Annotated in this window: 10 protein-coding genes and 1 pseudogene; 4 read left to right on the top strand and 7 right to left on the bottom strand. The window is 72.0% G+C overall.

Translation table 11 applies throughout. The annotated features are described in order from the left end of the window. Positions 1–315: 315 nt before the first annotated feature. On the bottom strand, positions 316–1560 hold the full coding sequence (locus tag HJD23_RS39135) for an ROK family protein (protein WP_171109341.1): 1245 nt from the start codon (positions 1558–1560) through the stop codon (positions 316–318). A gap of 43 nt (positions 1561–1603) precedes the next feature. Next, positions 1604–2254, bottom strand: a complete 651-nt coding sequence (locus HJD23_RS39130) for an alpha-ketoglutarate-dependent dioxygenase AlkB (RefSeq protein WP_171109342.1) — start codon at positions 2252–2254, stop codon at positions 1604–1606. A gap of 68 nt (positions 2255–2322) precedes the next feature. On the opposite strand from HJD23_RS39130, the gene HJD23_RS39125 reads away from it, so the two are divergent. Further along, a complete protein-coding gene (locus HJD23_RS39125) occupies positions 2323–3456 on the top strand; it encodes a methyltransferase (RefSeq protein WP_171109343.1) in 1134 nt (377 codons plus the stop codon). On the opposite strand, the gene HJD23_RS39120 is transcribed toward HJD23_RS39125, so the two are convergent. Continuing rightward, positions 3446–4309 (bottom strand): ketose-bisphosphate aldolase, encoded by an 864-nt coding sequence (locus HJD23_RS39120; protein ID WP_171109344.1) that lies wholly within the window; start codon positions 4307–4309, stop codon positions 3446–3448. The genes HJD23_RS39125 and HJD23_RS39120 overlap by 11 nt on opposite strands. A gap of 484 nt (positions 4310–4793) precedes the next feature. Then, positions 4794–5669, bottom strand: coding sequence for an SIS domain-containing protein (locus tag HJD23_RS39115; RefSeq protein WP_171109345.1), 876 nt, complete (start codon positions 5667–5669; stop codon positions 4794–4796). Positions 5670–5797: 128 nt separating this feature from the next. Between HJD23_RS39115 and HJD23_RS39110 the strand changes: the two genes are divergently transcribed. Further along, positions 5798–6577 (top strand): DeoR/GlpR family DNA-binding transcription regulator, encoded by a 780-nt coding sequence (locus tag HJD23_RS39110; RefSeq protein ID WP_171109346.1) that lies wholly within the window; start codon positions 5798–5800, stop codon positions 6575–6577. Between the two features lie 160 nt (positions 6578–6737). Beyond that, positions 6738–8570 carry a glycoside hydrolase family 15 protein gene (locus HJD23_RS39105; RefSeq protein ID WP_171109347.1) on the top strand — a complete coding sequence of 611 codons (1833 nt, stop codon included), beginning with the start codon at positions 6738–6740 and terminating at the stop codon, positions 8568–8570. Between the two features lie 82 nt (positions 8571–8652). On the opposite strand, the gene HJD23_RS39100 is transcribed toward HJD23_RS39105, so the two are convergent. Both HJD23_RS39100 and HJD23_RS39095 read right to left on the bottom strand, forming a co-directional pair. Continuing rightward, complete coding sequence (locus HJD23_RS39100) at positions 8653–9912, bottom strand: phosphodiester glycosidase family protein (RefSeq protein WP_171109348.1); 1260 nt, start codon at positions 9910–9912, stop codon at positions 8653–8655. Positions 9913–10069: 157 nt separating this feature from the next. Beyond that, a pseudogene (locus HJD23_RS39095) lies at positions 10070–10414 on the bottom strand (ATP-binding cassette domain-containing protein); the annotation flags it as partial. A gap of 205 nt (positions 10415–10619) precedes the next feature. On the opposite strand from HJD23_RS39095, the gene HJD23_RS39090 reads away from it, so the two are divergent. Further along, on the top strand, positions 10620–11108 hold the full coding sequence (locus HJD23_RS39090; protein WP_232108345.1) for a GNAT family N-acetyltransferase: 489 nt from the start codon (positions 10620–10622) through the stop codon (positions 11106–11108). A gap of 20 nt (positions 11109–11128) precedes the next feature. Here the strand turns inward: HJD23_RS39090 and HJD23_RS39085 are convergent, their stop codons facing one another. Then, on the bottom strand, positions 11129–12583 hold the full coding sequence (locus HJD23_RS39085) for a glyceraldehyde-3-phosphate dehydrogenase (RefSeq protein WP_171109350.1): 1455 nt from the start codon (positions 12581–12583) through the stop codon (positions 11129–11131). Between the last annotated feature and the right edge of the window lie 58 nt (positions 12584–12641).

Below are 12641 nucleotides of genomic sequence, written 5' to 3'. Positions count from 1 at the left end.
CGTGCTCAGGGGTGCAGTACTGCCACATACGCCCCGCTCCCGGCGTCTGCTCGACGTCCGTTCCGCAGTGCGGGCAGGTGACGGACTGGCTCTTCGCGGCGATGGAGGTCGGGCCGACCGTCGTCTTCGCCGTGCTGCTCGCCGTCGGCGGAGACCAAGGCGGCCGCCACTTCGCTGAACCGCGGGGCCGCTCTGGAGTACGTCGCGGACAGCGTGCGGATCAACGTCCGTCGTGGGGACCGATCTGGTCATCGACGGCGGCGCCGCGCTGTAGCAGCGGCACCCCTCGCGCACCGCCCCTGTTCGGCGCCCCCGTCACGCCGCCGACAGCGCCCCCAGCGGATCGTCCAGCACCGGCTGCCAGGCCAACTCCGCCGCCCCGACCAGGCTGTTGTGGTCCAGGGAGCAGGCCAGGATCGGCACTCCCCCGCTCTGGCCCCACAGGCTGCGGTCGGCGACCACCGCCCGCAGCCGCTCGGGATCGGCGTCCAGGAGGGTGCGGTGCAGGCCGCCGAGGATGATCCGGTCGGGGTTGAGGATGTTCACCAGGCCGGCGAGTCCGAGGCCGAGGCGGTCGATGAGGGCCTCTGTGGCGGCGCGCACGGCGGGGTCGGCGTACTCGTGCCGGATCAGGTCGTTGGCCTGCTTCAGCAGGGACACCACGGGGCCGGGTTCGCGGCCCGCCGTGGTGAGGAAGGCCAGCGGGTCGGCCTCGACGTCCAGGCAGCCGCGGCTGCCGCAGTGGCAGGGCCGGCCCTCGGGGTTGACGGTGAGGTGGCCGACCTCCAGCGCCAGGCCCGAACTGCCCGTGTGCAGGCGCCCGTCGAGCACCAGCGCACCGCCCACACCCCGGTGCCCGGTGGCCACGCACAGCAGGTCGCGGGCGCCCCGCCCGGCGCCGTGCCGGTGCTCGGCGAGCGCGGCGAGGTTGACGTCGTTGGCGGCGAACGCGGGTCCGGTGATCCCGGCCGCGCGGACGCACTCGGCGAAGATCTCCCGCACGGGCGCCCCCGCCGGCCACGCCAGGTGCAGCGGGTTCAGCGCCAGGCCCGCCGGTTCGGCGACCGCCGATGGCACGGCGAGCCCGGCGCCCACGCAGCGCCGCCCGGTCTCGCGCAGCAGTTCGGCGCCCGCCTCCACCACCGACCCGAGGACCTTCGCCGGATCGGCGTCGACGGTCTCGCAGCCGGGCGCGGTGGCGACGATCCGCCCGCCGAGGCCGACCAGGGCGGCCCTGAACCCGTCGGCGTGCACCTGCGCGGCGAGCGCCACGGGGCCGTCCTCGGCGAGTTCCAGCCGGTGCGAGGGGCGGCCCTGGGACCCGGCGGCGGCACCCGGCCGGGCGTCGACCCGGATCAGGCCCAGTGCCTCCAGTTCCGCGGCGACCGCGCCGGCCGTGGCCCGGGTGACGCCGAGTTCGGCGGTGAGGACGGCGCGGGTCGGGGCGCGCCCGGTGTGCACGAGCTCCAGCGCGGGCCCGAGCGCTCCGCGCCCCCGGTCCAACCGCGTTCTCGAGGTGGTCCCTTCCCCCGTCGCCCGGGGGTCCGCCTTGCCGCTCATGAGGGCGAGTCTCCCATGATCCGTTCGTCCGGCGGCCGGCCGCCTAGAGGCCGCTCACCCGCAGGGTGATGTTCAGCCGCCCGGTCAGTCCCAGCCAGTGCGGCGCGGTTCCTGGCTGCACCCGGGGCACTCCGTGGTAGGCGAGCCGCGACGGCCCACCGAACACGAACAGGTCGCCGCTGCGCAGCTCGACGTCCGTGTACGGGCGCGACCGGGTCTCGGGGTTGCCGAAGCGGAAGACGCAGGTGTCGCCGAGGCTCAGGGACACCACCGGCGCGTCCGACTTCTCGTCGCTGTCGCGGTGCATGCCCATGCGGGCGTCCGAGTCGTAGAAATTGATCAGTGCGATGTCGTACGAGGCTCCGGTCGCCGCCTCGGCACCGAGCGCGTCGGTCACCGCACGCCGGCCCAGTTCGCCGAGCCAGGCCGGGAAGGGTTTCACCGGGGTGCCGTCGCCGTCGACGACCGTGCGGGCGTAGGCGTACGGGTACCAGTGCCAGCCCAGGCAGACCTGCCGGGCGGTCATGGTGCCGCCGCCCGGGGTACGGACGGTGCGCAGCCCGGCGGGGGGCCGCGCCCACTCCCGGCAGGCGTCCAGCAGCTCACGCTGACCGTCCCCGTCCAGCCAGTCCGGCACGTGCACGGCGCCGGGCGCGACCTGCGCACGGTCCCTGGGGAACAGCTCGGCGTCCATGCCCTCCATCCTCCCGCACGGGCCGTGAGCTGGGCCTCGGCTAGCCTGGTCGGACAATGAACGACCGTATGACGACGCCCTGGGGCGAGCTTTCGCTCGCCCGGTTTCCCGAGGACCCGCGTGATCGCCTGCGCGCGTGGGACGCCTCCGACGAGTATCTGCTCAGGCATCTCGCGGACCAGGACGTGGCGCCGGCCGGCACGGTCGTGGTCCTCGGGGACCGCTGGGGCGCGCTGGTCACGGCGCTCGCGGCGCACGCGCCGGTGCAGATCACGGACTCGTACCTCGCCCAGGAGGCGACCCGGGCCAACCTCGCCCGGAACGGGATCCAGCCGGGCACCGTGTCGCTGCTGACCACGCAGGACGTGCCGCCCGAGCGCATCGACGTCCTCCTCGTGCGTGTCCCGAAGAGCCTGGCGCTGCTGGAGGACCAGCTGCTGCGGCTGGCGCCCGCCGTGCACGAGGGCACGGTCGTCGTCGGCACCGGCATGGTGAAGGAGATCCACACCTCGACGCTGGATCTCTTCGAGCGCATCCTCGGCCCGACCCGTACCTCGCTCGCGGTCAAGAAGGCCCGGCTGATCTTCTGCACGCCGGATCCGTCGCTGGAGCGGCCCGCGAACCCGTGGCCGTACAGCTACAGGCTGCCCGAGGGCATCGGCCCGGTGTCCGGGGGTACGGTCGTCAACCACGCGGGCGTCTTCTGCGCCGACCGGCTCGACATCGGCACCCGCTTCTTCCTGGCCCATCTGCCGCGGACGCGCGGGGAGCGCCGGGTGGTGGACCTGGGCTGCGGCAACGGTGTCGTCGGTACGGCGGTGGCGCTGGCCGATCCGGCCGCCGAGGTGCTGTTCGTGGACGAGTCGTTCCAGGCCGTGGCCTCGGCGGAGGCGACGTATCAGGCGAACGGGGTGCCCGGGCACGCCGAGTTCCGCGTCGGGGACGGGCTGGCCGGGGTGCCGTCGGGCAGTGTCGACCTGGTCCTGAACAACCCGCCCTTCCACTCCCACCAGGCGACGACCGACGCGACCGCGTGGCGGATGTTCACGGGGGCGCGGCGGGCGTTGCGGCCGGGCGGTGAGCTGTGGGTGATCGGCAACCGGCATCTCGGGTACCACGTGAAGTTGCGGCGGCTGTTCGGGAACAGTGAACTCGTGGCGAGCGACCCGAAGTTCGTGGTGCTGAAGGCCGTCAAGCGGTAGGGGGCGCACCGAGCGTCCGCAGGATCCCCGCCACCGTCCGCACCATCGCCTCCCGGCCCACGCCGAGGTACGTGCGCGAGTCGACGGCCTCCGGGTGTGCGGCGAGGAAGTCCCTGATGGCGCCGGTCATGGCGATGTTGAGGGCGGTACCGACGTTGACCTTGGTGATGCCGCCCGCGACCGCCGCCGTGAGTTCGTCGTCCGGGACTCCGGAGGAGCCGTGCAGGACGAGCGGGACGTCCAGGGTGCCGGAGAGGCGTTTGAGGAGGGCGTGGTCGAGGGTGGCGGTGCGGGTGGTCATGGCGTGGCTGCTGCCGATGGCGACGGCCAGCGCGTCCACCGCCGTGTCCGCGACGAAGGCCCGGGCCTGTTCGGGGTCGGTACGGGCGCCGGGCGCGTGGGCGTCCAGCGGCGGCCGTCCGTCCTTGCCGCCGACCTGTCCCAACTCGGACTCGATCCACAGGCCTCGGGCGTGGGCCCAGTCGGCGGCGGCACGGGTCGCGGCGCGGTTCTCGGCGTAGGGCAGGCGGGCGGCGTCGTACATGACGGAGCTGAACCCGGCGTCCGGCGCCTGCCGGAGCAGGCTGTCGCTCTGGATGTGGTCCAGGTGCAACGCGACGGGTACGGCGGCCCGTTCGGCGGCGGCGACGGCGGCGCGGGCGAGCGGGAGCAGTCGGCCGTAGCGGAACTTGACGGCGTTCTCGCTGACTTGGAGGACGACGGGGCTCCGGACGGACTCGGCGCCGGCGATGACGGCCTCGACGTGTTCCAACGTGATGATGTTGAAGGCGGCGACGGCAGAACGGGCCTCGACGGCACGCGTCACAAGCTCACCGGTGGTCACGAGGGGCACGGCTTCTCCTTGCTGATGCGGCTCAGAGGATCACGCGGGCACGGGGGCTCGGGTTTCCCTTGCGGGTGCGGATCGGCAGATCACGCGGTCACCGGGGCTCGGGTTTCCCTTGCGGGCGCGGCTCAGAAGATCACGTGGGCGGGGCGGCGAAACGTCCTCTCCTTCCGGACACGGCTCACGGACCAGTCGGGCACAGGGGCGGTAGCCCTTTCCATGGGGGCGCAGCCCACGGACCACCCGACACAGGGGCGGCAGCCCTGCCTCGCACACGCGGCTCACGGACCACCCGGGCACGCAGGCGGTAGCCCTTTCCATGCGGGCGCAGCCCACGGACCACCCGACACAGGGAGGGGAACGGCCCTGCCCTGCAGACGACGCGGCACAGAAGGCCACCTGGCCAGAGGGGGCTCAGCCACCCCCCTCGCCGACGCGGCGCAGACCACCACGCGGCCACCGGCGCTCACCTTCCCCCCACGGCCGCTGCTCAGAGGATCACCGAGCGCGTCAGATGGCGAGGCCGGTCGGGGTCCAGGCCGTGGGCTGTCGCCACCGCGACGGCCAGGCGCTGGGCGCGGATCAGTTCGGCGAGCGGGTCGAGGTCACCCGACACCCACTGTCCGCCCGTGGCCCGCACCTGTTCGGCGAGTCCCTCGGGCGCGGGACCGAGCATCCAGGTCGCGGTGCCCCGGGTGGTGATGCTCAGGGGGCCGTGCCGGTACTCCATCGCCGGGTAGGACTCCGTCCACGCCTGGGCCGCCTCGCGCATCTTCAGGGCGGCCTCGTGGGCGAGTCCCACGGTCCAGCCGGTGCCGAGGAAGGTGAACTGGCCGCAGTCCACCAGCCCTTCGGGCAGCTCGGCGTCCAGCGCGGTGCGGGCGTCGGTGACCACGGCGTCGGTGTGCAGGCCCAGGTGGGCGCGGAGCAGAGTGAGCGCGGTGGTGGCGAAGCGGGTCTGTACGACCGACCGCTCGTCGGCGAAGCCGAGTACGACCACGTCGTCGGCGGCGTCCATGACGGGCGTGTGCGGGTCGGCGGTGATCGCCGAGGTGCGGGTACGTCCGTTCACCTTGCGGAGCAGGTCGAGCACCTCTGTGGTGGTGCCGGAGCGGCTCAGGGCGAGGACCCGGTCGTAGGCGCGGCCGTACGGGAACTCCGAGGCGGCGAAGGCGTCCGTCTCGCCCTGCCCGGCACCCTCGCGCAGGGCCGCGGCCGACTGCGCCATGAAGTACGAGGTGCCGCAGCCGACGATCGCCACCCGCTCCCCCGGCGCCGGCAGCGCCCCGCGGTGCTCCGGCGCGAGCGCCGCGGCCCGGGCCCAGCACTCCGGCTGGCTTCGCAGCTCGTCCTCGACATGTGTCATGCGTGCCCTCCCCGCTCAAGCAAATGATTGTTCCTGCAAGGTACAGCGCATTTTCGCGCAGGATCAAGCAATCTGGCCCCAGAGGGAGGTGCGCTAGGGTCACGGGACGAACCCGGATGGAGGTGCGGATGTCGCGGGACGCCCGCTGGAAGGCGCTGCTGGAACTGCTCGTCGAGCGCGGGCGGCTGGACGTCGAGGAGGCCGCCGCCGAGCTTGAGGTGTCGGCCGCGACGATCCGCCGGGACTTCGACCGGCTCGCCGAGCAGCAGATGCTCGTCCGCACCCGTGGCGGCGCCGTCGTGCACGGGGTGTCGTACGAGCTGCCCCTGCGCTACAAGACCGCCCGCCGCGCCTCCGAGAAGCAGCGCATCGCCCAGGCGGTCGCCGACCTCGTCGCGCCCGGCGAGGCGGTCGGGCTGACCGGCGGCACGACCACCACCGAGGTGGCGCGTGCCCTGGCCGTGCGCGGCGACCTCGCGTCCGGCTCGCCCGCGCTGACCGTCGTCACGAACGCGCTGAACATCGCCAACGAGCTGGCCGTGCGACCCCAGTTCAAGATCGTGGTCACGGGTGGTGTCGCGCGGGCACAGTCGTACGAACTCATCGGGCCGCTCGCGGACGGTGTGCTGAGCCAGATCACGCTGGACGTGGCGGTGCTCGGGGTCGTCGCCCTCGACGTCGTGGACGGGGCGACGGCACACGACGAGGCGGAGGCCGCGATCAACCGGCTGCTGTGCGAGCGCGCCGAGCGGGTGGTCGTCGCGGCCGACTCCAGCAAGCTGGGGCGCCGTGCCTTCGCCCGGATCTGCCGCACCGAGCTGGTGGACACGCTGGTCACGGACACGGCGGTGGAGGAGGAGACGGTGCGGCGGTTCGAGGAGGCGGGCGTGGCGGTGATCGCGGTCTGACCGACCCCTCGGCACACCTGGTCCCCCGTACCCGGTCTGACCGACCCCCTCGGCACACCTGGTCCCCGGACCTTCCCTCAACCCCGCCCTCCACCCCGCCCGCCTGTTCGATCCCGCCTAAGCTGGAACCTCGCGGTAGAGGCCGGCCTGGGAGGCGGCAATGGTCGAAACACCGAGCGGCGGGGCGTCCGGGCGCTCCCGGTATCTGCCGATCGCCGAGCACGGCCTGATCGGCGATCTGCGCAGCGTTGCCCTGGTGGGCACCGACGGCACGATCGACTGGTACTGCTGCGGGGCGTTCGACGCGCCGAGCGTGTTCGCGTCGATCCTGGACGCCGAGCGCGGCGGCTGTTTCGAGCTGGCGGCGGTCGTGCCCGCGCGGACCAAGCAGTTCTACTTCCCCGACACCAACGTCCTGATCACCCGTTTCTTCACCGAGGACGGCGTCGGCGAGGTGCAGGACTTCATGCCGGTCAGCGGCGCGCCTCTGGAGGCCGAGCGGCACCGGCTGATCCGGCGGGTGCTGTGCGTCCGTGGTTCCATCCCGTTCCGCGCGCGAGTGGCGCCCCGGTTCGACTACGGCGCCCAGCCGCACACCCTGCGCATGGCCGACGACGTGGCCGTCTTCGAGTCCCCCAAGCTGTCGCTGGGCCTCACCGCCACCGTCCTCCTGGAGGCCGACGAGTTCGACGCACGCGCCGACTTCAAGCTCGCCGAGGGCGAGTCCGCGGTGTTCGCGCTGGACCAGGTCGGCGGCGACGTGGCGCCGCGCTGCTGCCCGCACATGGAGGCGGAGCACCAGTTCGCGGCGACGGTGGCGTACTGGCGGCGCTGGCTGTCCGCGTCCAAGTACCGGGGCCGCTGGCGGGAGATGGTGCACCGCTCCGCGCTCACCCTGAAGCTGCTCACCTACGCGCCGACCGGCGCGATCGTGGCCGCGCCGACCACGAGCCTGCCCGAGAAGTTCGGCGGCGAACGCAACTGGGACTACCGGTACGTGTGGGTGCGCGACGCCGCCTTCTGCGTGTACGCGCTGCTGCGGCTGGGCTTCACCGGCGAGGCCGCCGAGTTCATGAAGTTCGTGACCCGGCACATCAGTCCGGGCGACGGCAAACCGTCAGGACCGCTGCAGATCATGTACGGCATCGACGGCCGTACCGACCTGCCCGAGCGGGAACTCGCCCACCTGGAGGGGCATGAGGGCTCGGCTCCGGTGCGGATCGGCAACGGCGCCGCCGAGCAGCTCCAGCTCGACATCTACGGCGCGCTCATCGACTCCATCTACCTGTACGACAAGTGGGCGCAGCCGATCTCCAGCGACCAGTGGGACGACGTGTGCGAGCTGGTCGACTGGGTGTGCGAGCACTGGGACCAGCCGGACGAGGGCATCTGGGAGACCCGCGGCGGCCGCAAGAACTTCCTGTACTCGCGGCTGATGTGCTGGGTGGCGATCGAACGCGCCATCCGGATGGCCAACCGGCGCGGTCTGCCCGCCGACATCGTCCGGTGGCGGGGCGTCCGCGACACGATCTACCGGCGGATCATGAGCCGCGGCTGGTCCGAGCGGCGGCAGGCGTTCGTGCAGCACGAGGACGACGAGGTGCTCGACGCGGCGGTGCTGATGATGCCGCTGACGAAGTTCATCGCGCCCACCGACCCCAAGTGGCTGTCCACGCTGGACGCCCTCACCCAGGACCTGGTGTCCGACTCGCTGGTCTACCGCTACGACCCCGTGGCGAGCCCCGACGGAGTGCGGGGCGACGAGGGCACGTTCTCGATCTGCTCGTTCTGGTACGTCGAGGCCATGGTGCACGCCGGGCGGGTGGACGAGGCACGGCTGGCGTTCGAGAAGATGCTCACCTACGCCAACCATCTCGGCCTGTACGCCGAGGAGATCAGCCACACCGGCGAGCAGCAGGGCAATTTCCCGCAGGCGTTCACGCATCTGGCCCTGATCAGCGCCGCGTTCAACCTGGACCGGGCCCTCGGCTGACCGGCCGGGCGCCACGGCTCGGCCGGTCGGCGACTTAGGGCCTGTCCGGCGGATCATGCCGGACAGGCTCTAGCGGACGGGGTCAGTCGCGGAAGACCAGCGCGTCGCCCACGGCCCGCTCGGTGCTGCCGCTCGGCCGGTTCACCAGCTCACCCCGGACGGACATGGTGGTGGAGCCGCCACCGTCGAGGTTGACCGCGTCGTGCAGGCCCAGCGCGTGGGCGACGGCGGCGGTCTCGTCCATGGTGGTGCCGACGCTGCTCGTCATGCGGCCGTCGATGGTCGCGAGGACGATCCGGCCGTCCTTCGTCGTACCGGCGACGGTGCGGGGGTTGCGGGCGAAGAAGCTGCCCGAACCGTCCGGCACGACGATCCGGCCGTCGGCGGTCAGCCGGTAGCGGCCGTTGACGCCGGACAGGCTCTTGCGCAGCGGGAGCCGGTCGCCCTTCTCGTCGACCAGGACGGAGGTCGTCCGCAGGCAGTCCTTACCCGCGACCTGCACGAGGGTGGCCGCCTCACGGCCGGTCGCCTGGAGGGACGTCTGACCGGCGGTCAGCTCGGTGCCCCGGTTCGTCGAGGTGCGGACCACACAGCCACGCCGGTCGAGGACCACCTCGACACCGGCGCCGGACGGCGTGGCCGCGGCGAACTCGGGCGTGAAACGGACGACATCGCCGGGCTCGGTGCACTCGGTCTGGTCCGCGAGCGCCGCGCAGCCGGCGGGGACGACCGGCGGGTGGTTGAGGAACTCCAGCGGCAGGCTCGCCCCGGTCTTGCGGTTCTGCACGCTGCCGGACCAGCTCAGCTTGCCCATGAGGACCTGGTCGCTGCTGGAGTCCACGACGAAGTCGACCTCGGCGGGGTCACTGGTCGGCTCGCTGAGCAGCTTGCCGCCGTACAGGCCGAGTCCGACCGGGTCGCCCGGGTACTGGCGGTTGGCGGTGAAGGTGAAAAAGGAGCCGTTGACGCCCGCGAGGGCCCCGGTGGCGCGAACGAGGTCGGTGGTCTTCTCGGTGCGGGCGAGATCGGGGCCGTAGGTGGCCGTCAGGTGGCCGCTGGTCTTGCGCGGGTCGATGGTCAGGACGTTGACCACCCAGGGGCCGCGGGTCGTGGTGTCGATCTGGTCGGCCGGGGCGGGCTCGGTGCCCCGGACGATCCGGGTGAGGGTGACGCCGGCGGCCAGGGTCTGGCTGGTACGGGTCTCCGCCAGATCGGCGTCGCCCAGGGGCAGGCCCGGGTCGGCGGCTGCGGCCTGCCCGGAAGGCGCGGCCAGGAGTGCCAGCGCCGCGGCGGTGGCCGCGGCGGCACGCGACAGTCCGGCTCTGTACGAGGTCGTTGTCATGCCCGCGAGGGTCCGAGCCGCAGGCAACGGCCACCGTTGCGCGAGTTGACGACACAGCACCGCCCGAGTTAACAACCGCCCGCACGGCAAGGCAAGTTGCCCCGCAGGTGACGGCCACGGGGAACGCGTGTTTCCGGCCGGTGACGCCGACGCTCCGTCAGGTCCCGGCCGCCAGCCGCGCCGTCGTTTCCGTGAGGGACACGGTGAAGGGATGCCGGGGCTCACCGAGCACCTGGTCGGCCGGTCCCTGTTCGACCAGTTCGCCCGCGTCCAGGACGGCGATGCGGTGGGCCAGGCGGGCAGTGTCCAGATCGTGGGTGATGAGGACGAGGGAGAGGTCGTCGCGGTCTCTCAGCAGACCGGCCAGCACGTCGAGGATGCCGCGCCGGGTGACCGCGTCGACGCCGGAGGTGATCTCGTCGCAGATCAGGACCCGGGGGTGGGCGAGCAGGGCGCGGGCGAGGGCGGCGCGCTGGAGTTCGCCGCCGGAGAGCCGGGCGGGGGGAACGCGTGCGTGGACGACACGGTGGCGGCGTATCTGATCGACGGGATGATTCCAGTGCGGGATGTGCGGTGTGCGGGGCCGGGGCTGCCGGAGCCGTCAGGACGATGACAGACCGTCACCCATAAGACGGACACACACCCAGCACCGCGACTACACCGTGCGCCCCGCGACCCCGGCCGACGTGGAGGGCGCGCGCCGCCTCATGCTCGACACCTTCTACCGGAAGTTCGGGTACGGGTACGTACCCCAGTGGCACCCGGACGTGATGGACATCGAGGGCACGTACCTGGACGACCCCCGCCATCTGCTCCTGGTCGCGGTGCGGGACGGCGAGGTCGTCGCCAGGACCGGCGTACGGTCGGCGGGGCCCGCCCATCCGCCGCACCCACGCCGGCTTGCCGAGCAGTACCCCTCGGGCAGCACGGCCCAACTGGTCCGTGTGTACGTCAGTCCCGAGCACCGGCGGCGCGGGCTCGCCCGCACCCTGGTCGACGCCGCCTGCGACTTCGTCGCCGACACGCCCGGGTACGAGCGCATCTATCTCCATACCAACACCAACGTCGAGGGCTCGGAGGCCTTCTGGCGCAGCCTGGCCAAGGAGATCTTCGACGCCCGGACCACGGGTGAACACGGTCCGGGCGTCGCGACGGTGCACTTCGAGAGCCCGATGCCGCCCGGCGGGCCGAGGTAGCCCGGGGGCGGCGTGCGGGATCAGGCCACCGGTGCCGGATAGGTCGGGTACTCGACCCCGGAGACGTGCTGGACGACGCGGACGACCTGGCAGGAGTAGCCGAACTCGTTGTCGTACCAGAGGTAGAGGATCGCGTTGTCGCCCTCGACCTTGGTGGCGCCGGCGTCCACGATCGAGGCGTGGCGCGAGCCGATGAAGTCGCTGGAGACCGCGTCGGGGGCGGTGATGAAGTCGATCTGGCGCTTGAGCGGCGAGGTCAGCGACACCTCACGGAGGTGGTCGAGGACCTCCTCGCGGGTGGTCTCGCAGGCGAGTTGAAGGTTGAGGATCGCGATCGAGACGTCCGGCACGGGGACGCGGATCGAGCTGCCGGTGATCTTCGCCTTGAGGTCGGGCAGCGCCTTGGCGACGGCGGAGGCGGCGCCGGTCTCGGTGATGACCATGTTGAGCGGCGCGGAGCGGCCTCGGCGGTCGGCCTTGTGGTAGTTGTCCAGCAGGTTCTGGTCGTTGGTGAACGAGTGGACGGTCTCCACGTGGCCGCGCAGCACGCCGAACTCGTCGTCCATCGCCTTCAGCGGCGGGACGATCGCGTTGGTGGTGCAGGACGCGCAGGACAGGATGGTCTCGTCCGGCTTGAGGGTGTCGTGGTTGACGCCGTGCACGATGTTGGGGACGTCGCCCTTGCCGGGGGCGGTCAGCACCACCTTGGCGATGCCGGGCCGGAGGTGCTTGGACAGGCCCTCGCGGTCGCGCCACTTGCCGGTGTTGTCGATGAGGATGGCGTCCTTGATGCCGTACGCCGTGTAGTCCACCGACGTCGGGTCGTCGGAGTAGATCACCTTGATCTCGTTGCCGTTGGCGATGATCGTGCTGTTCGCCTCGTCGACGGTGATCGTGCCCTGGAACTGGCCGTGGATGGAGTCGCGGCGCAGCAACGAGGCGCGCTTGACGAGGTCCTCGGGGGCCCGCCCGCCGCCGCCCCGGACGACGATGGCGCGCAGCCGCAGGCCGTTGCCGGACCCGGCCTTCTCGATCAGCAGACGGGCGACGAGGCGGCCGATGCGGCCGAAGCCGTAGAGGACGACGTCACGCGGTTCGCGGCGCTCGATCTTGTTGGCGCCGGTGGCACCGTCGACGGCCTCGGCGGTGAACTCCTCGACGCTCAGGCCGCGGTCGTCGGCCAGGTACGTGGCGGCGAGCATGCCGATGTCGATCTGCGAGGGGCCGAGGTCGAGGGTGGTGAGCGCCTGCAGGAACGGCATCGTCTCGGTGACCGAGAGCTCGGCGCCGGCGATCTGGCGGGCGAAGCGGTGGGCTTTGAGGATGCTGATGACCGACTTGTTCACCAAGGAGCGGCTGTGCAGCAGGACGGTGACGTCCCGCTCGCGGTGCAGCTTCCCGATGATCGGAATCATCGACTCCGCGATCTCCTCGCGGTTCTTCCAGTTGGTGAACGAGTCGTCGTTGACAGTCACGGGCCTATCTTTCGAGCTAGGTGGCGCTCATATGCTAACCACACTCTCGATTCGATCA

This window comes from Streptomyces sp. Z423-1, assembly GCF_013009255.1.
Lineage (GTDB): Bacteria > Actinomycetota > Actinomycetes > Streptomycetales > Streptomycetaceae > Streptomyces > Streptomyces gossypiisoli.
Note: the sequence above shows the minus strand (reverse complement) of the source record. Positions and strands in the feature narration are given on the sequence as shown.